General features: G+C 63.3%; 18 protein-coding genes. 5 read left to right on the plus strand and 13 right to left on the minus strand.

Annotation, left to right across the window (positions count from 1 at the left end):
* Nucleotides 1-56: 56 nt before the first annotated feature.
* The 3 genes from KUV51_RS09295 to KUV51_RS09305 are packed head-to-tail and all read right to left on the minus strand — an operon-like array spanning nt 57 to nt 3,159.
* The gene (locus tag KUV51_RS09295; RefSeq protein WP_222521364.1) at nt 57-1,001 is read right to left on the minus strand and encodes a sensor histidine kinase; all 945 of its coding nucleotides are present in this window, start codon (nt 999-1,001) and stop codon (nt 57-59) included.
* Nucleotides 986-1,669, minus strand: coding sequence for a response regulator transcription factor (locus KUV51_RS09300; RefSeq protein ID WP_222521365.1), 684 nt, complete (start codon nt 1,667-1,669; stop codon nt 986-988). The genes KUV51_RS09295 and KUV51_RS09300 overlap by 16 nt, the downstream gene beginning before the upstream one ends.
* Nucleotides 1,666-3,159: a DUF4153 domain-containing protein gene (locus tag KUV51_RS09305; protein WP_222521366.1), complete on the minus strand. Its 1,494-nt coding sequence runs from the start codon at nt 3,157-3,159 to the stop codon at nt 1,666-1,668. Before KUV51_RS09305 ends, KUV51_RS09300 begins: the two co-directional genes overlap by 4 nt.
* 163 nt (nt 3,160-3,322) lie before the next feature.
* On the opposite strand from KUV51_RS09305, the gene deoC reads away from it, so the two are divergent.
* Together deoC and KUV51_RS09315 are read left to right on the plus strand one after the other, a co-directional pair.
* Entirely contained in the window at nt 3,323-4,321 is a 999-nt protein-coding gene (gene deoC / locus KUV51_RS09310) for a deoxyribose-phosphate aldolase (RefSeq protein WP_222521367.1), read from the plus strand.
* A 75-nt stretch (nt 4,322-4,396) separates the two neighbouring features.
* On the plus strand, nt 4,397-6,739 hold the full coding sequence (locus KUV51_RS09315; protein ID WP_222521368.1) for an aldehyde dehydrogenase family protein: 2,343 nt from the start codon (nt 4,397-4,399) through the stop codon (nt 6,737-6,739).
* A gap of 90 nt (nt 6,740-6,829) precedes the next feature.
* Here the strand turns inward: KUV51_RS09315 and KUV51_RS09320 are convergent, their stop codons facing one another.
* The 7 genes from KUV51_RS09320 to KUV51_RS09350 all read right to left on the minus strand — a co-directional run bounded on the left by KUV51_RS09320 (nt 6,830) and on the right by KUV51_RS09350 (nt 15,335).
* On the minus strand, nt 6,830-8,149 hold the full coding sequence (locus KUV51_RS09320) for a M16 family metallopeptidase (protein WP_222521369.1): 1,320 nt from the start codon (nt 8,147-8,149) through the stop codon (nt 6,830-6,832).
* Nucleotides 8,149-9,495 carry a M16 family metallopeptidase gene (locus KUV51_RS09325; RefSeq protein WP_222521370.1) on the minus strand — a complete coding sequence of 449 codons (1,347 nt, stop codon included), beginning with the start codon at nt 9,493-9,495 and terminating at the stop codon, nt 8,149-8,151. The genes KUV51_RS09320 and KUV51_RS09325 overlap by 1 nt, the downstream gene beginning before the upstream one ends.
* Nucleotides 9,496-9,590: 95 nt before the next feature.
* Complete coding sequence (locus tag KUV51_RS09330) at nt 9,591-10,112, minus strand: DUF3035 domain-containing protein (RefSeq protein WP_222521371.1); 522 nt, start codon at nt 10,110-10,112, stop codon at nt 9,591-9,593.
* 49 nt (nt 10,113-10,161) lie between these two features.
* A complete protein-coding gene (gene lspA, locus KUV51_RS09335; protein WP_222521372.1) occupies nt 10,162-10,638 on the minus strand; it encodes a signal peptidase II in 477 nt (158 codons plus the stop codon).
* A 7-nt stretch (nt 10,639-10,645) separates the two neighbouring features.
* Nucleotides 10,646-12,229, minus strand: coding sequence for a bifunctional phosphoribosylaminoimidazolecarboxamide formyltransferase/IMP cyclohydrolase (gene purH, locus KUV51_RS09340; protein ID WP_222521373.1), 1,584 nt, complete (start codon nt 12,227-12,229; stop codon nt 10,646-10,648).
* Nucleotides 12,230-12,244: 15 nt separating this feature from the next.
* The gene (locus KUV51_RS09345) at nt 12,245-13,990 is read right to left on the minus strand and encodes a heparinase II/III family protein (RefSeq protein ID WP_222521374.1); all 1,746 of its coding nucleotides are present in this window, start codon (nt 13,988-13,990) and stop codon (nt 12,245-12,247) included.
* Nucleotides 13,991-14,063: 73 nt separating this feature from the next.
* Nucleotides 14,064-15,335 carry an RsmB/NOP family class I SAM-dependent RNA methyltransferase gene (locus KUV51_RS09350; protein WP_222521375.1) on the minus strand — a complete coding sequence of 424 codons (1,272 nt, stop codon included), beginning with the start codon at nt 15,333-15,335 and terminating at the stop codon, nt 14,064-14,066.
* An 86-nt stretch (nt 15,336-15,421) separates the two neighbouring features.
* On the opposite strand from KUV51_RS09350, the gene KUV51_RS09355 reads away from it, so the two are divergent.
* Nucleotides 15,422-15,613 carry a DUF1674 domain-containing protein gene (locus tag KUV51_RS09355; protein ID WP_222521376.1) on the plus strand — a complete coding sequence of 64 codons (192 nt, stop codon included), beginning with the start codon at nt 15,422-15,424 and terminating at the stop codon, nt 15,611-15,613.
* Nucleotides 15,614-15,616: 3 nt separating this feature from the next.
* Here KUV51_RS09355 and KUV51_RS09360 read toward each other — a convergent pair whose 3' ends face one another.
* Complete coding sequence (locus KUV51_RS09360; RefSeq protein WP_222521377.1) at nt 15,617-15,970, minus strand: dihydrodipicolinate reductase; 354 nt, start codon at nt 15,968-15,970, stop codon at nt 15,617-15,619.
* A gap of 96 nt (nt 15,971-16,066) precedes the next feature.
* Nucleotides 16,067-16,882, minus strand: coding sequence for a 4-hydroxy-tetrahydrodipicolinate reductase (gene dapB, locus KUV51_RS09365; RefSeq protein WP_222521378.1), 816 nt, complete (start codon nt 16,880-16,882; stop codon nt 16,067-16,069).
* An 88-nt stretch (nt 16,883-16,970) separates the two neighbouring features.
* Between dapB and rbfA the strand changes: the two genes are divergently transcribed.
* Together rbfA and KUV51_RS09375 are read left to right on the plus strand one after the other, a co-directional pair.
* A complete protein-coding gene (gene rbfA, locus KUV51_RS09370) occupies nt 16,971-17,366 on the plus strand; it encodes a 30S ribosome-binding factor RbfA (RefSeq protein ID WP_039685418.1) in 396 nt (131 codons plus the stop codon).
* Entirely contained in the window at nt 17,363-18,100 is a 738-nt protein-coding gene (locus KUV51_RS09375) for a phosphodiester glycosidase family protein (protein ID WP_222521379.1), read from the plus strand. Before rbfA ends, KUV51_RS09375 begins: the two co-directional genes overlap by 4 nt.
* Nucleotides 18,101-18,115: 15 nt before the next feature.
* Here KUV51_RS09375 and KUV51_RS09380 read toward each other — a convergent pair whose 3' ends face one another.
* On the minus strand, nt 18,116-19,300 hold the full coding sequence (locus KUV51_RS09380) for an NADH:flavin oxidoreductase/NADH oxidase family protein (protein WP_222521380.1): 1,185 nt from the start codon (nt 19,298-19,300) through the stop codon (nt 18,116-18,118).
* Between the last annotated feature and the right edge of the window lie 165 nt (nt 19,301-19,465).

Genomic DNA, 19,465 nt, shown 5'->3' on the forward strand with positions numbered 1-19,465 from the left:
AGAAGTCAATGGAATGAGAATGACTCGCAATAACATTTTCGCGCGCAGCGGGTGGATCAGCCCATTCTGATCAAGAATCGGGCACCGAGACCGCCCTCAAGCAGCTCGATCTGCCCACCGCGGGCCTGCACCAAACTGCGCACGATGCTCAAACCCATGCCGGTACCACCCTGTTCCCTGCGGGTGGTAAAAAATGGATCGAAGATGCGGTCTCGGTTGCCTGCGCTGATGCCCGGGCCATTGTCGGCGATTTCGAGCGAGCCGCTCGTCACCGTAAGCGTCATCTCTGTCGCGCCGTGAGCCTCGGCATTTCCCGCAAGCTGTGTGAGCACGGTCCGCAGCTCATCTGAGCTCAGCCCGACGACCCCGTCGTGGGCGACCGTCACCTTCAGCGGAACATTCAAAGCCTCCGCAACATCTGATACCCGCGACGCACCTGGCCCTGACGAAGTGGCCGCCTGCGCGTGCCGTGTCAGATCGTCCAGCAGGGTCTGCATCCGCGCCGACGCATCCTTGATAGTGATGTTCAGAGCCTGCGCATCGGCCGGAGCAACCTCACCTTCCAGCAACTCTGCCGCACCGCGAATTGCGGTCAGCGGTGACTTCAATTCGTGTGTCACGTGATTGGCATAGGCTTGCAGAGTGTCCGCGCGGCTTTGCAGGCTTTCGCTCATCCCCATGACGCTGGTCGCGAGTGTCGTGAACTCGGGCGTGCCAAAGTGCACGGGGGCTTCTGGCCGCGCACCCGCGCGGACGGCACGCGCGTATCGGTCCAGCATCCAAACCGGGCGCAACACCAGCCGCCACAGCAGAAAGGCAAGGGCCACCGTCGACACCACGGCAATGCCCACGACAATCGCTGCCGCTTCGCCCCAGCCCAACACGTTGCCCCACAGGCGCAGGTTCACGATACCGATCAATGGCAGAGCCAGCACAGCCACAAGCGTGCCGCCCAGAACAAAGGCAAGCGGCGGGCGCCACTTCCTTACGATCCCGCGCATGGGCCCATCCGAATGCCGACGCCGTGCACCGTTTCAATGGCGTCCGCGCAACCCGCCTCTGCCAGCTTGGCCCGCAGATTGCGCAAATGGCTGTCGAGTGTCCGGTCGCTGACCACAGCACCGCCGTAGACAGCATCGACCAGCGCAGGCCGCGCCGCGACATGATCGGGCCGGGCCATCAAATGCGCCAATATCTCCATCTCACGCGCCGTGAGTGTAAGCGGTCTGCCCGCCACCTCGCAAAGATGTCGAGACGGGTCGAGACGCAACACTCCCCGCGCCAGATCAGGTCTCGACCCGGGGCGTGCACGCTTCAGAATTGCGCCGATCCGCGCGACCAACTCGCGTGGGGAAAAGGGTTTGGTCACGTAGTCGTCGCCACCCAACTCGAACCCCAGAACGCGATCAATCTCGTCCTCGCGCGCGGTTAGAAACAGTACCGGCGTCTCGTCGGTTTGGCGCAATGCGCGACACAGGGCGAGGCCGTCCATCTCGGGCAACCCAATGTCCAAAACGATCAGATCGTAGCGCCCCGTGCGGGCCTTGGTCAGCCCCTCGGCCCCATCGCCCGCCTCGTCCACCGCATGTCCAGCTTGTTGCAGGGCAACTCGCAGGACCGACCGGATATGCGGGTCGTCATCGATCACCAACAGATGCGTCTGCGTCATGGAACGGCGGCCTCGGTAGTCATGGCGCGCAGGCTATTGCGCGTGCGCCAGTTGCGAAACCCCCATTCGCGCCAGTCCGCGGGCTCGAACACTTCGGGTGTGTCGTAGAAGGAAACGCAGGCCGCACGCCAGCTTGGGCCATATACCGCAGCCATGGCCGGGATCACGTCCTCCGACGAACGGCACAGCAGGGCGAGGTCCGGCGCATCCTTGACAGACAGATTGTGCGCCGCAACCCGGCCGTCGAAGCTGTAGAACGCGCAGGCATAGAGCGCAGCTGCGCCCAATGCCCCGCTGCGCAGCATCATCCAGCTTGTCGGCTTGTCCTTCCAGATCTGCCAAACAACCAGTCCCAGACCGATCGCCACCAGCCACATCCAGATATGCGCGGCAATGCGCAGGCGCGTGAGGCCAAAGGCATCGATGTAAAGATCAAGCCGCCACATCGACGCCACCACCAGCGCCAACGTCTGGGCCAGCCACAACAGCATCAACCCGCGCAGCATGGGCTTGCCCGCCAGAAACGGTTGCGCAACGACGGCAAACAGCCCGGCCAGCAGGGCCGTGGCAAGCAATGGATAGGCGCCGCGATGCGCATAGGTCGCCGGGCTGATCCCCTCGGGCAGGGTCGCGTCGCCATAAAGAAACAGCACGTCCATGCCGGTCTGCACGGCAAAGAGCAGGTTGAAGGCCACAAGCGACCGCGCAACCGACCCCGCATTGACGAGGCCCGGGCGGCGCACAGTCATCCGCACCGGCTTGCGCGCCCGCAGGCGTTCCCGCATCCGGTAGGTCACGAGGGCGGGCCAAATCGCAGCAGACAGAACACCCCAGAACCAGACGCGCCCCCATCCGGGGCCCGATATGTCAAACGCGAGCACATCAGCCACCCAGCGATCCAGAACCGGGTTGGCCGCCAGAATGAGAACGGCGAACAAAACGCTCGCGGCCACCGGCACCACCCAGGCCAGTGCGATGTTGCGCATGTCAGAACGGGCGAGGCTGACCTCACCCACACGCCTGACGCACCCCGCACCGTCCGACACGGATTGTACCGGCGCCACCCACCAAAGCCGTGCCGCACCGCGCAGCACATCGGCGCGGGACAGGCCGGCAACCGCAGCCATGCACAGCGACAGCCCGACCAGCGCGATTAAAACGGACAGAGGCTGCACCAAATCGACCAGTGGCAATAGGCTCAGGACACCGCCTGCTGCAATAGCGAAGCGCGTCCGGGCGGACAGACGTGGCCAGGCGAGGCCCAGCCCCGCCATCAGGACGACACCTGCGAACAGGGCCAAGTTGATCCCCGGTGCCGCATCCCACACCAGAACATCGCCCAGAGCAATCAGCGCCAGCAGCAGCAACACCTTGCCACTGTCCCGCCTGCGCACCGCATGCCGTCGGCCGATGGGATCGACCGGATCATCCAGCCACCACCCGTCCTGCTGCATCCTGACCGGCACACCCGGTATCACGTTCGCCTGCATCGCTCTGTCCCTTTTCGCTGCTTTGCTTCGGGACGGGTATGGCAGCCGCTCGTGCACATCCTCAGCGGCGTTTGTGCAGGGCGTGTGCAGAGCGCATGTGGTTGCCAAACGGTGCGGCACATGCCACTCCCTAGGTCTGTCTCTGTCCGCGAGGATCCCGACCATGCAGACCACGACCACCGCCACTGCAACGACAAAAGCGCAATTGCCGCAGGTCACCGAACCGCGCAATCCGGGCACCAAGCTTGATCTCGATTGGGTCGCGCGGGTTCAGGCGAACACCTCAGCCATCGAACGGCGATGCGCCACGCTGCCGGGGCGCCGGTCGATCAAGAAAGACCACCAGGCAGCGTGGCTGTTGAAGGCGATCAGTTGCATCGACCTGACCACCCTGTCGGGCGATGACACGGAACGACGGGTCCAGAGGCTCTGCGCCAAGGCGCGCCAACCGGTCCGGGCCGAGATGCTGGAGGCGCTCGGCATGCCCGGACTTACCACGGGCGCTGTCTGCGTCTATCACGAGATGATCCCGGCGGCAGTGTCGGCGCTGAAGGGCACCGGCATCCCCGTGGCGGCCGTCTCGACCGGCTTCCCGGCAGGCCTATCCCCCTTCCATCTGCGCATCCAGGAAATCCGCGAAAGCGTCGCGGCGGGCGCGGAAGAGATCGACATCGTCATCTCGCGCCGCCACGTGCTGAGCGGCAATTGGCAGGCGCTCTATGACGAAATGGCCGAAATGCGCGAAGCCTGCGACGACGCGCATGTCAAAGCCATCCTCGCGACCGGAGAGCTGGGCAGCCTGCGCAACGTCGCCCGCGCGTCGCTGGTCTGCATGATGGCCGGTGCCGACTTCATCAAGACCTCGACCGGCAAGGAAAGCGTAAACGCGACCCTGCCCGTCACCCTGGTGATGATCCGCGCCATCCGGGACTATTTCGAGCACACAGGCTACCGCGTCGGCTACAAACCTGCAGGCGGGATTTCCAAGGCCAAGGACGCGCTCGTCTACCTGTCGCTGATCAAGGAAGAGCTGGGCGACCGCTGGTTGCAACCGGACCTGTTCCGCTTTGGTGCGTCGTCCCTACTGGGCGACATTGAGAGGCAGTTGGAACATCACCTGACCGGCGCCTATTCCGCCGGGTACCGCCACGCGATCGGCTGACCGGAATTTTCAGAAAAATTCCGGACCGTTTTCTGTGTCAGAAAACGGCACCCGGATGACACGAAGGACGACATCATGACCGTGAAGGAAATCTTCGAAACCATGGACTACGGCACGGCCCCCGAAGCCGCCGGTGACGCGCTCGCCTGGATCGTGGACCAGGGCGCCGCCTTTGGCCATTTCATCAACGGTCAATTCACCGACCCGACGAAGGAGTTCGAAAGCAAGAACCCCGCCACCGGCGAGGTGCTGGCCAACCTGTCGCAAGCCACCCAAGCCGACGTCAATGCCGCGGTCAAAGCCGCCCGCGCGGCCCAGCCCAGATGGGCCAAATCCGGCGGCCACGCCCGCGCCCGCGTTCTCTACGCCATTGCCCGGCTTCTGCAGAAGCACAGCCGCCTCTTTGCCGTGCTCGAAACCCTCGACAACGGCAAACCCATCCGCGAAAGCCGCGACATCGACATCCCGCTCGCACAGCGACACTTCTACTACCACGCGGGCATGGCCCAACTCATGGACGCCGAACTGCCGGACCGCGAAGCACTCGGAGTCTGCGGCCAGATCATCCCTTGGAACTTCCCGCTGCTCATGCTCGCATGGAAGATCGCCCCCGCCCTCGCGATGGGCAACACGGTGGTGTTGAAGCCTGCGGAATACACATCCCTGACGGCACTTCTGTTCGCCGACATCTGCCGCCAGGCCGGTGTGCCAAAGGGCGTGGTGAACATCGTCACCGGCGATGGCGCGGTCGGCGAAATGATCGTGAACGCTGACGTGGACAAGATCGCCTTTACGGGCTCGACATCAGTCGGTCGCCGCATCCGCGAAGCAACCGCAGGCACCGGGAAAGCACTGACGCTCGAACTGGGCGGCAAGTCCCCCTACATCGTCTTCGATGATGCTGACCTTGACTCAGCAGTCGAAGGGCTGGTCGACGCCATCTGGTTCAACCAAGGCCAGGTCTGTTGCGCAGGCTCCCGCCTTCTGGTGCACGAACCCGTGGCTGACGCCTTTTACAGGAAGTTGCGCGCGCGCATGGACAAGCTCCGCATCGGTGACCCATTAGACAAATCCATCGACGTAGGCGCCGTGGTCGACCCCGTGCAGCTCGACACCATCACCCGTATGGTCAGCGACAACAGCGCAGGCGAAATCCACCAAGCCCAAGGCCCATTGCCGGCCGAGGGCTGCTACTATCCGCCCACCCTCATCACCGGCCTCAACACCGCCGAACCTCTGATGCAGGAAGAAATCTTCGGCCCCGTCCTCGTCTCGACCACCTTCCGCACCCCGGCAGAGGCGGTCGAACTGGCAAACAACACCCGCTACGGGCTGGCCGCCACGCTCTGGACCGAAAATGTGAACCTCGCACTGGATGTCGCGCCCAAACTGGCGGCAGGGGTCGTCTGGGTGAACGCCACCAATCTCTTTGACGCGGCCGCAGGCTTCGGCGGTGTGCGCGAAAGCGGCTTTGGTCGCGAAGGCGGCTGGGAGGGGCTCTTGGCCTACACCAAGCCCAAGGGCACGGCCAAGACGCTGAAACCCATCGCGGCATACACTGGCGAAGACACCCCAACCGACCCGCTCGACCGCACCGCGAAACTTTACATCGGCGGCAAGCAGGCACGCCCGGACAGCGGTTACTCCCGCAACGTCTATGGCAAGAACGGCGCGCTGCTGGGGCAGACCAGCCTCGCAAATCGCAAGGACGTCCGCAATGCGGTGGAAGCCGCTGCAGCGGCCAAGGGCTGGGCCAAAACTACCGGCCACCTGCGGGCACAAATCCTCTACTACATCGCCGAAAACCTCGCCGCGCGTGCCGACGAATTCGCAAACCGCCTGAACGCGCTCCAGGGCGGACGCTCGGGCGACAAGGAAGTCGAGGCCACGATCCAACGCCTCTTCACCTATGCCGCCTGGGCCGACAAGTTCGACGGCGCGGCCAAAGGCGTCCCGATCCGCGGCGTGGCGCTGGCCATGAACGAACCCACAGGCATCATCGCCGGGCTCTGCCCGGACGACGCCCCGCTGCTGGGCCTCGTATCCCTCATGGCGCCGGCCATCGCCATGGGCAACCGCGTGGTGCTGGCCGCATCACAACCGTTCCCGCTCGCGGCCACAGACTTCTACCAGGTGCTCGAAACCTCAGATGTGCCAGCCGGGGTGGTCAACATCCTGACCGGAGACCACAAGGACGTCGCCCCACACATGGCCAAACACCTGAACGTGGACGCGGTCTGGTCCTTCTCCGGCAGCGACCTGTCCGCCACCATCGAACGCGAAGCCGCTGGCGACCTCAAACGCACCTGGGTCAACCACGGCAAGGCGCGCGACTGGATGGGTCCAGAAGGCGAAGGCAAACTGTTCCTTCAAGCCGCCACAGAGATCAAAACCATCTGGATCCCCTACGGCGAATAGAACTTCTTCTGACGAAAAATACGATCGGGGGAGCTCGAGGGGGCAGACAGCCCCCTCGTCAGCAAAAACAGATCGCGTGCGCGCCAGCGCTCAATTGGCGACGGTGCTCTCAAGACCCTCGGGCTGCCCCACGACAACAAAGTGCAGCCCCTCGGGGTCCAGCAACTCACCAGCGACGCGACGCACATCCTCCATCGTCACCGCCTCGACCTTGTCGTTGCGGGTGGCGATGTAGTCGATGGGCAGGCCCAGCATCTGCATGCCCACCATGATGCGGGCAATCGGCCCGTTGCCGTCAAAGCGCAGCGGATAGGCGCCGGTTACGTAGAGCTTGGCGGCCTCCAACTCCTCTTCCGTCACACCATCTGCCGCAGCACGCGCCCATTCATCGCGAATGACGGACACGGCCTCGGCGACAGTCTCGTTCGAAGAGGCCACCTGCCCCTGAATGGTCGCCGCATGATCCTGCGGCACAAGGAATGAATAGACACCATAGGTCAGCCCGCGCTTCTCGCGCACCTCGGTCATCAGACGGCTCTCGAACCCACCCGCGCCAATCACCTGGTTCAGCACGCGGGCAGCAAAAAAGTCGGGATCATCCTGTTCAATCCCGGGCTGGCCAAAGATGGCCACTGATTGCGGCGTGTCAAAGGGCACGACAGTCGTGCCGCCCTCAATCAAGATCTCCGCCGGACCGGGCTGCGGTGCGCCCTCTTCCGGCAGGGCGCCCAACAGGTCATCCAGCAAAGGCCCCAGTTCCTCGGGCGTGATGTCACCGACCGCGCCCACATAGAGGCGATCCTTGGCAAAAACCGCGGCGTGGGCGTCCAGCATGTCCTCACGGGTCAGTGCTTGCACGCTTTCGATCGTGCCACGGTAATTCGAGCCATACGGATGATCGCCATAGGCCATCTTGTCGAACGCGGCGCGCGCGATCTCGTCCGGATCGGTGGAATCGGCACGCAGGCCCGTCAGCACCTGCTCCCGCACACGGTCCAGCGCCACCTGATCAAATGTCGGCTCAAGGATCGAGGTGCGCAGCAACTCCACGGCCTCATCACGGTTCTCGGTCAGAAACCGGGCCGAGACAGCCAGGGCATCGTCGCTCACATCGTAGTCAAAGGATGCTGCCAGTGCCTCCAGCTCGCGGGCAAAGCCCTGCGCATCCAGATCGGCAGCGCCTTCCTCGAGAAGACCGGTCATCAGGTTGATCGCCCCGCGCTTGTCCGGCGCATCCAGCGATGCACCCCCGCGAAAGCGCAACTCTAGCGCCATGAAGGGGATCGACGGTTCCTGCACAAGCCACGCGGTGATGCCGCCGGGGCTGGTGACTTCGGTGATCTCGACCTCGGCCCGCGCGGGCAGGCTGGCGAAAAGGGCGATGGTCAGAGCTGCAAACAGGCGGATCATCAGTTCACCTCCTCGGTCAGCGGACGGGTCAGCCACCCGGTCACGGATGCGTTGCGGTCCAGCACCATGCGGGCGGCCTCCATGATGTCGTCTTCGGTCACGGCCTGCAGGATGTCAGGCCAGGCCTGCACATCCTCAATGGTCAATCCAACAGACAGGGCCATGCCATACCGGCGAGCGATCCCATCCACGTTGTCCCGCTCATAAATCTGGCTGGCTCGGAACTGGTACTTGATCCGCTCCAGCTGTTCGCTGTCGACACCGTCCTGCAGGAACTGCTCCAGAGTTTCGTCCATGGCGGCTTCGGCCTCTTCCAGGCTGACACCGGGCACCGGCACGATCACCACGTCAAAGGTCGCGTCATCCAGAGATGTGCCGCGATAAAATGCACCAGAGAACACGGCCTTCTGCTGCTCGAATTGCAGCTTTTCGGTCATGTAGCTCGTCTGCCCGCCACCCAGCACCTCGGCCAGAAGGGTCAGCGCGGCGGCCGCTTCCTGATCACCGGGGTCACGTTCGGGGGCAAGGTAGGACCGGCTCACATATTCCTGCGCCACACGCGCGTCACGAAAGACAAGGCGACGCTCCGCATTCTGCGGCGGCTCTTCGACACGAACCCGCTCGGCGAGGTCAGGCTTGGCCGGGATGACGCCGTAATACTGGTCTGCGAGGGTCCGCACCTCTTCGGGCGTCACATCACCGGAAACGACAAGGATCGCGTTATTGGGGTGATAATAGGCGTCATAGTAGCTGCGCAGATCTTCCATGCTCAGCTCTTCCATTTCATGCCGCCAGCCGATGATCGGGATGCCGTAGCGATGGTTCAGATACTGCGCCGCGTTCATCTGCTCGGACAGCAGCGCACGCGGGTTGCTGTCGGTGCGCTGGTTGCGCTCTTCCAGGATCACGCCGCGCTCGGTGCGCACGTTTTCATCCGTGAAGTTGATGTTGCGCATCCGGTCCGCTTCCATGCGCATCATCAGCTCCAACCGGTCGGCGGCGACGCGCTGGAAATAGGCGGTGTAGTCGTAGCTGGTGAATGCGTTGTCGCGTCCGCCATTGGCCGCCACAACAGACGAAAACTCGCCATCAGCCATCTGATCGGTCGCCTTGAACATCAGGTGTTCCAGGAAATGCGCCACCCCGGATGCGCCTGCCGGCTCATCTGCGGACCCCGCCTTGTACCAGATCATATGTTGCAGCACCGGCGCCCGGTGATCCTCAACCACCACGACCTGCATCCCGTTGTCGAGCGTAAAGCTGGTGACCGCCTCATCCGCCGCCTGCAGGGCGAGGGGTGACACAGTCAGGACAAGACCGGCAAGTGCGGCACGCAATCGGGACATGGAACAACAACCTCACGCAAATTTCGTTGCACAAGACATACGGCCACCGCACAGCGGATCAAGCGCAACTGGCAGTTTTGTGAGCGATGCGACGCTTAGCGGCGTCCGCGGCGCACATTGCGCGGCGGCGCAAGCGGCGTCGGCACCCCGGCCCGCTGGAACTGGCGCGCGGTCTGGACCGGGTCCAATGCCTGACGGCGATAGGCCTGATTATAGATGTCTTCACGCACGATGCGGATCTGGGTCAGGCGGGATTGGCGTTGGCGGAATTCTGCATCCGCCGCAGCAAGTGTTGCGCGAATATTGGCGTCGCGCCCGAACCGACTGGCGTGGTTGACCAACGCGCCATCGGCACCGGGAACGGGCGCATTTGGCGATGTTCGTTGACCCCCAAGTGCGGCGACACTGTCCTCAAGCGGCCGCTGGTCGGTGCGATTAAACCCACCGGGCGTAGGTTGCGGCAGAGCCGAAAAGCTCTCGGGCTGCTCAAGCGGCTTGGCCGGCACGACAATAAATTCGTCCGGCCCATCGCCCCGCGACGTGATCTGGCGCAGGCCCTGGTTCTCGCACGCGGCAAGAAAGGTCACAGCAATCATGGCACATGCGATCAGCCGCATCGGAAGTCTCCCATTTCTCGCATGCAATATCGCAGCTTCGCCCCCCTTGTCACGCGCCCTTTTTCTGCGCGGTCCCTTCCTGTCCAAAGAAGACAAGACCAATGGCCCCCGCAAAGATAAAGATGTCGGCGACATTGAAAACAAAGGGGTTGTCGATCCCGCAGCACGACATGTTGAGGAAATCGAGCACAAAGCCATAGACCAGACGGTCAAACACATTCGCGAGCGCGCCGCCAATCAGCAGGCCCGCACTAACATAGGCCAGCCGCCCCTGCGGATGCTTCCAAACCCACCACAGCACACCGATGCAGATCACCAGCGCCACGGCGATCAACGCCCAAACACTGGTGCCGTCCCCGAACAGGCCAAAGTTGATGCCCCGGTTCTCGCCGTACCGGAAATTCAGAAGCGGCGGGAATACATCAATCGGATTGAACTGCGACACGCCCAACACATGGATCACCCAGTATTTCGACGCCTGGTCGAGCAAAAAGGCGATGGCCGCAGAGATCCAGAGAAGTTTCATTCAGCGCTTAATGCCGGAAATGCCGCATGCCCGTAAAGACCATGGCAAGCCCCGCCTCGTCAGCGGCGGCAATCACCTCATCATCACGCATGGACCCGCCGGGCTGGATCACAGCCGTCGCACCTGCCTCTGCCGCGGCGAGCAGGCCGTCGGCAAAGGGAAAGAACGCATCCGACGCAACAACTGACCCCTTGGCCGTCGTCTCGGACAGCCCAAGATCGTCTGCCATCCGGCCCGCCTTCGTCGCCGCGATGGTCGAGCTGTCCAAGCGGCTCATCTGCCCCGCGCCGACACCCACAGTCGCACCGTCTTTCACGTAGATGATGGCGTTCGACTTCACATGCTTGGCGACAGTCCAGGCGAAAAGCATGTCGCTCATCTCCTGCTCGGATGGCTGGCGCTTGGTCACAACCTTCAGATCATCGCGGGCAATTCGCCCCACGTCCTTGTCCTGCACCAAAAACCCACCGGACACCTGTTTGACCGCAAGCGCGGCAGCCGACGCATCGGCAAGCCCGTCGGTGGTCAGCAAACGCAGGTTCTTCTTGGCCGCAAACACCTCGCGCGCCGCGTCGCTTGCGCCGGGCGCAATGACGACCTCGGTAAAGATGCCCGTAATCTCGCGGGCCGTGTCCTCGTCCAGCTCATGGTTCAGCGCGATGATCCCGCCAAAGGCCGAGGTCCGGTCGCAGTCAAAGGCACGAGAATACGCTTCTTTCAACGTGGCCCCGGTCGCGACACCGCAGGGGTTGGCGTGCTTGATGATAGCACAGGCCGGTCCCTGCCCCGCAAACTCGCTCACCAACTCGAACGCGGCATCGGTGTCGTTGATGTTGTTGTAAGACAGCTCCTTGCCCTGATGCTGGGTCGCCGTCGCCACACCCGGACGGGCCGAGCCATCAGTATAGAACGCGGCCGCCTGATGCGGGTTCTCACCGTAGCGCAGGGTCTGCGCCACCTGCCCGCCAAATGTGCGGCGGCGGGGCGTCTCGCCGACCTGTGCCGCCATCCAGGCGCTGACAGCGGTATCGTAAGCGGCCGTGCGAGCATAGGCCGTCTGGGCCAGCCGCTGACGCAGCGCATAGGTGGTCTGCCCGTCATTGGCACTCATTTCAGCCAGCACAACATCGTAATCCTCGACATCCACCACGATGTTCACAAAGCCATGGTTCTTGGCTGCCGACCGGATCATCGCCGGGCCGCCAATATCGATATTCTCGATCACCTCGGCATATTCCGCGCCTTTGGCGACCGTTTCCTCGAACGGGTAAAGGTTCACCACCACCAGGTCGATGGCGCCAATCCCATGCTCGTCCATCGACGCCACATGATCATCATTGTCCCGCAGCGCCAACAGACCGCCATGCACCACCGGGTGCAGCGTCTTGACCCGGCCATCCATCATCTCGGGAAAGCCCGTGACCTCGCTCACATCCTTCACGCTCAGTCCCGCGTCACGCAGCGTCCGCGCAGTGCCGCCCGTGCTCAGCAACTCAACCCCATGCCCGGCCAAAGCGGTCGCAAACTCAACGAGCCCGGACTTGTCGGAAACGGAAATCAGCGCGCGGCGGACGGGGTAGAGGTCGGTCATAGGGGCAGCAATCCTTCAGTCATAGACCTCGCCCGGCTCATCCCGATTGAGGTCGCGGATGCCCATGGCAGTTTCCTGCGCCTTGGACAAGGACCACCGCACGCGGGTGGCAAAAGTCATCGCACGCCCCGAAAGAACAATCTGTTGGGTCGCTCGCGGTTTCAGCCGCCCCTTTTCCAGATACACGCTTGGTTCCAGCGACAGGTTTTGCGTCCCGTCATGGCGGAACACCCAGATCTCACCGCTCTTCAGCGCCATGGACACAGCAGAGCCGCCCATGTCCAACTCGGCATTCACCTCCGGGTGCAGATGAAAGCGGATGTCAAAAGGAATGCCCGCCAGTTTCTTGGCGTCCATCACCTTGTCAAACAACCGTTTTTCAGCGTCCTCCAGGGCCAGCAGCATGTCCTCGCCCGCCATGCCGCGCCCGTCAAAGGTTAGTTCCAACTGCCGCGCATGGGTCAGCCCATGGGTGTGCACATAGCCATTATGCCCGCCCTGAAAGCGCAGACCATCCGGGGCATGATTGATCTCGATCGGCACATGGGTCGGCGCGTCGATCAGGCTTTCATGGGCCGTGGCGCGGTCGGCGTCACCGAGCCGCGCGCTGGAATAACCATCGACGGTCATCGCTGAATGCGACGGTGTGGCGCGCCCCGCGCGGCGCCAATCGGCCCCGAAACTGGCACCCGACCCGCAATTCACGATCAGTGGGCGGCGACCGGACGTGACCTCAAATGCAAGCGTCGAGGCGTGTGCGTTGTACCCAGCTTCTGGCTTCGGCGGGGTCGACGCATCAATGATCACGCTGGTCCGCCCCGAACTCAGCCGGGCATAGCCCATCGACAAGCCATCGGGCTGCCGCGTCTTGACCTCACACGCCGCCAAAGCGTGATCCAGCCACCCTTCCTGCCCGCGCCCGCCACCATGAAACCGGGCCAAGCCGCCATCGGAATGACGCAAGGTGCGCAGTGTCGGTGCGATGCGTTCAATGGCAGCGGTATGCGCCTCCGGCACAGGCTTCTCCGCCTCCTCCAGCGCCGCCGCCGCCCAGGTGAGCAGGGTAAAGACGTCCAGCAATTCTTCGGGATTGCGGGTCGGCAACCCGCCCTGCTGGTCGATCTGATCCTCACACTCCTTGGCCAGCGCGGCGACAGCAGGCGGCGCCAGATCCTCCATCCCTTCCAGGGACGCACCGGCATAAATCAGGCCGGTCAGCGCCTCGAACCGAGGCAAACCCGGCGCCGCCGCATGCCAGCGCTTCGAAAGAAAGCGGGTCTGCTGCGCCAGACTGCGATAAAACGCATCGGACGCAGGCGCTTCCTGCCCCCGCAACAGAAAAATCGCGTGGTTGATCCACCGGATCAGGCGCCGCCCGGTCAGGTCAGGCGTCCAGCCGGGACCACCGCCGCGCCCGAACTTGGCAATCCACGCCCAAAGCCACTCCTGCGCAAGCCCGCGCGTTGACGGATCGCCGACGGCGGCAAGATCATCCAGCCATGCAAAGCCATGGATCTCGTTCAGATAGGCACGGTCCGGCGCATCAACCTGCCAAACCGGCGTGCCCTTCGCCTCGATCAGCGCGCCGGCAAACAGGTAGTTTCCTGCCACCAACTGCCGCCCCTTGGCAAAGCTGCCAATCGTCCGGGGTTCGGGCGAAGACAAAAAGGCCGTCGCGGCCTTGGCCTGTGTCGCGCGATGCGCGTGCCAACGGTTCAGCAACCGTGCTTTTCGTGCGGTCAAGCCGCTCAGGGTGGACATGCTCTCTGCCTCGACGCGTCTACGGCGTTTTGCGCAGCACTCTAGCGGGTACCGCCCTGCGAGTCACGCAATGTCAGCCGTCCTTGCGCAGGCAAATGACATAGAAGCCATCCATGCCGCCCCGATCTGCCCAATGATCAGGCCGCAGACGCAACCCACCCTCATAGGTGATCCACGCCGGATCAATGCCGGGCCGATCCAGCGCCTCACGATCCACGCTCAGCGACGGATGCCGCGCAAGCGCCTCTTCCGCCTGCACCTCGCCCTCATCCGGCAACAGCGAACAGGTGCAAAATACCATCCGCCCGCCGGGTTTCAGCAGGGTCACGGCATGATCAATCATGCGGCTCTGCATCTCGATCAGCGCACCAAACTCCGACCCATCCTTGGCAAAGGGCAGATCCGGGTGCCGCCGTATGGTCCCGGTCGCGGAACAAGGCGCATCCAGCAAGATCGCATCGTATTGCCCGGTCACCTCAAAGGCATCAGAGACAACGGTCTTCGCCTCCAACTTCGTGCGGATCAGGTTCTGCTTCACCCGCTCCATCCGCCCTTCGGAGACGTCAACAGCGGTTACATCCGCACCGGTCGCCGCCAATTGCAGCGTCTTGCCGCCGGGCGCCGAACACAGGTCCAGCACCGCCTCACCGGGTCGTGCATCCAGCACACGGGCAGGGATCGCAGCTGCAGCATCCTGCACCCACCAGTCACCGGCGGTGTATCCCGGCAGAGCCGACACCTGCCCGGCATCGGCCAAACGCACCGAGCCTGTGGGCAAAACCTCGCCCCCGATGGCTGCCGCGACAGCATCGGCATCAGTCTTACAGCTCAAATCCAGCGGTGCGCCTGCAAATTGCGCGGCTTCCATCGCCAGCACAGCCTCACCGCCCCAGGCATCCACCAAAGGCCCGCGTAGCCACTTGGGCAAGCGTGGCGTCCTCAAAACAGGCCACTGCTCCGGCCCCTTATCGGCAACCTTGCGCAGCACTGCATTGGTCAGGCCCTTCAAATGCCCGTAGCGCTTGTGCCGCGACACGATGTTGACCATCGAATTCACGACGCCATGCGCAGCCTCACCCGCGCACAGCTCAACCGTGCCCACGCGCAACGCATTGCGCACGGTCAGCGGCGGATACTTCTGCAAATGCTTCTGCAGGATACGGTCGGCCCGCTCCATTCCTCGCAGCGTCTCCGTCGCCAGACGCTGCGCACGCGCACGGTCTGCAGGCTCCAACCGGTCCAGCGCCCCCGCACCGATCAACTCAGGCAACAGCTTGCCCTCACCGATGATCTGATCCAGCAGGTAGATCGCGCTGCGCCGCGCGGGCAGTCCCGTATCGCTCATGTATGTTCCCGGTCGTTCCTGTCGCACCCGCTTGCCGGGGCGAAGGTCGCGCGTATATCAAGGGTCAAGCGTAAGAGGAACCCACCATGTCCGACGACCAGCAGCCCGAACAGGCCAAGGATCTGCCTCCAGCCGCCCGGCGCGCACTGGCCGAGGCCGAGGAACGGCGCAAGGCCGCCAAGGCGGTGGAACTGCCAACGGAACTGGGTGGCCGCGACGGGCCGGAACCCGTGCGCTTTGGCGATTGGGAAAAGAAGGGTATCGCGGTCGACTTCTAGCGCCTAGCGCAGCCGGAACATCGCACTGTCACCGGCACCCCGATCCGACGTGAACTTGATGCGCCCATCTGCCGTGGCCTGCACTTCCTGACAGTTATAGCCCAACGGATCACCGCCCCAGAACAGATCACGGCAGAAATACCCGTTCTGCCAAGACCACGTCCCCTCGACATCCCAACGCGCACCGCGCCCGGCAATCTTGCCATCGGGCGTCACGTTCAGTTTCACAAAAGGGCGCGTCAGCGTCTTGCCGTTCACAAGCTGCACAAACCGGTTCTGATCATCGACTTTGACCAATTCAGCCAGAGCTGGTCCAGCAGACAAAGCCGCAGCGGCAGCAAACATCATCATACGCATCATACATCCCCTCACGCAGTGGCAAGAATACCAGAGGTACGGGGGATGACGGCGTTTGGTTCACTCGAACCGATGTTTAGGTAAACAAAGTGGCGCTTATCCGCCCAAACCCAAGACATCGAGCATGTCATACTGCCCGGGCGCCTTGTCCTGCGCCCAAAGGGCAGCCTTCAATGCGCCCTTGGCAAACAGGGCCCGATCCGTCGCCATGTGCTTCAGGGTGATGCGCTCTCCCGCGCCAGCAAAGATCACCTCATGCTCGCCTACGATGTCGCCACCACGAATGACGGAAAAGCCAATGTCGCCGCGGTTGCGCGCACCCGTGATCCCGTCACGGGCTGCATCGCGCACCTTTTGCAAATCAACACCACGACCCTCCGCCGCAGCTTCACCCAGCATCAACGCAGTGCCCGACGGCGCGTCGACCTTGTGATGATGATGCGCCTCGACCACCTCGATGTCGAAATCCTCGTCCAGCGCCGCCGACACCTGTTTGACCAGTTGGGTCAGCAAGTTTACGCCAAGGCTCATGTTGCCCGCCCGCACAATGGGGCTGTGGCGCGCCGCAGGTTCCAGCCGCGCAATCTGTTCGTCGCTCATGCCGGTGGTGCCAATAATATGCGCCGCTCGCGCCTGCGCCGCGATGCCGGACAAGGCAATCGTCGCCTCAGGCGCGGTAAAGTCGATCACCGCCTGCGCCTGCGCCATCGGCTCCAACGGATCGTCATAGACAGATACGCCCAGCGCAACGCCACCCATCGCCTCTCCCAGATCGCGACCGATCCAGTCATGGCCCTCACGCTCCAGCGCGCCGACCAGCCGCATCCTGTCGCTCTCCAGCACCGACCTGATCAACATCTGGCCCATCCGGCCCGACGCCCCTGCAATCACGATCCCCGGCAATTCAGACATGTCCCTCACCCCTTTTTGGCGACTTCCCGCCTCCCTAGCCTGCCGCGCGCCGCTTGGCAAAGGGCAGTGGAGGGCGTAGACCGAGGCCATGGCAAAGAACAAGTTTCACGATGGCCCCGGCCCCTCGCAACGGCAGCTTCGCGTGGGCGAGTTGATCCGCCGGACATTGTCCGAGGTGCTGGCGCGCGGCGACGTGCATGACCCCGACCTCAACCGCATGTCGATCACCGTGGGCGAGGTGCGAACGTCACCCGACCTCAAGGTCGCGACGGCCTATGTCCTGCCGCTGGGTGGTCAGGGGCAAGAGGACGTGCTCAAGCTGCTGGCCCGCAACAAAGGCGAGCTGCGGCGCGCGGTGTCCAAGAAACTGACGCTCAAATTCGCCCCCGACCTGCGCTTCCAACTGGACGAAACCTTTGACCGGATGGACGACACACGGCGGATGCTGAACCAGGACGCCGTGCGGCGGGATATCCAGGAATGATCCGAGCGGCGGCGCTACTGCTGCTGATGTGGACGCTGCCTGCCTGGGCGGTGACCTGCGAAAACATCCGTTACAAAGAGAACCGCTACACGATCTGCACCGTCGATCCCGCGACCGAAGAACTGCGGCTCTTTCTGAACGACGAGGGCGGCGCGCCCTACGGGCAGTTCAGCGCGGTGGACGAAGCACTGAAGGACGAAGGCAAGTCACTCAGCTTCGCCATGAACGCCGGCATGTACCACGACAACCGCGCGCCCGTCGGCCACTACGTCGAAAACGGGCAAGAGATCATGCGCGTGATCTCAAACCCAGGCCCCGGCAATTTCGGCCTTCTGCCCAACGGAGTGCTGTGCCTGCGCCCCGGCCGCGCGGATGTGTTCGAAACGCTCGACTTCGTGGACCAAGCGCCGGATTGTAGCTTCGCCACCCAATCCGGCCCCATGCTGGTGATCGACGGCGACCTGCACCCCCGCTTCCTGCCCGACAGCACGTCGCGCTACATCCGCAACGGGGTCGGCACCTCCGCCGACGGGACCAAGGCGATCTTCGCCATCTCCAACAACGCCGTCACATTCCACGAGTTCGGCAGCCTCTTCCGCGACGCGCTCGACCTGCCCAACGCGCTGTTCTTCGACGGAAACATCTCGCGCCTCTACGCCCCGCAGATGAACCGCGACGATTTCGGCTTCGCTTTGGGACCGATCATCGGGACGGTGGAAACCATCCCACAATAACCCTTGCTCGGCCCGTCACCCAAAACGGGCGGTCCATACATCTCGACGCGCCTGATCCCGGCTTTCGTAAGCTGCGATGGCTGCCTCCAATTCATCCGGGCCAAGCGCGGCTTCGCCCTTGGCAATCCGCGTGATCTGCATCGTGAACCACGCGGTCACGCCCCCTTCGGGCGGATTGTGAAACCGCGGGAACAGCGGCGCCTCACGCGCGCCCGACAACCAAAAGGACGGCAGATCCGGATCAACGATCAAAGCGCGCGCCAGCCCGACCAGATCGGCCTTGCCCTCGGCCACGGCACTCTCGGCCTGGGCCAGCGTTTTGAACCCGCCCGTCACCATCAGGGGAATGGCGGTCTTTGCACGGGCCCGCGCTGCAAAATCGAGGAAATAGGGGCCGGAGCCCGCACGATCAGACGAAGATGCCGCGCCAGGAAAATAAGTGCCGCCGCTGATGTCGATCAGATCAACCGCGGTTTTGTCCACAGCGGCGATAACCTCAAGCGCCTCATCCTCTGCAAACCCGCCCTCCAGTTGATCCGTCGCATTCAGCTTCAGCCCCACCGGAAACGCAGGCCCGACCGCATCACGGACGGCACTGATCACCTCCAACAACAGGCGCATCCTGTTTTGCAGGGACCCGCCATAGGCATCCTCACGCTTGTTGAACAACGGTGACAGAAACTGGTTCAGCAGGAACCCATGCGCCGCGTGCAATTCCACACCGTGGAACCCGCGCTGCTTGGCCAGACTGGCCGTGCGCGCAAATTCAGCGGGCAAGGCCTGTATCTCATCCAACGACAAGGCACCGCATGTCAGGCCCGACAGATCAAGCGCGCTCGGCCCCTTCGGCGCACTGATGGGTGCATCAGCCATCGCCCCGGCATGCCCGAGTTGCAGCCAAAGCCCCGCGCCGTTGGTTGCCCCGGCCCGTGCCAGACGTTCGAACATGCCGTGATCCGACTGATCGTTCAAAACAAGGTTCCCGGGCTTCTCCGGAAAATCGGGGGTGCCCTGAACCTCGCCAATCATCGACACCGCCAGACCACCCGTGGCCCAGCGTTCATACAGCCTGATCTGATCCTCTGTCGGATTGCCCGCACCATCGCCCAGCGAGTCAGACATCGCCGACTTCGCGATCCGGTTCTTGAGCGTTGCGCCACATGGCAGGGTCAGGGGTGCGCTGAGTGCGGAATGAGACATGGCAGATGCAACCTTGGGTCCAGTCGGACTTTGGTACGCAAAAGCCGTCATGCGTGCAAATCGGGTCGTCTGCCACGACGGGCAATGCCCAAAGCGCACCCGCCAGCCCGAACGGATCTGCCGTATCACCGGGCAAGTTGCTGACGCGCTGCACCAATTGACAAA

Origin of the sequence: Tateyamaria omphalii, from assembly GCF_019802125.1 — a bacterium.
GTDB lineage: Bacteria > Pseudomonadota > Alphaproteobacteria > Rhodobacterales > Rhodobacteraceae > Tateyamaria > Tateyamaria omphalii_B.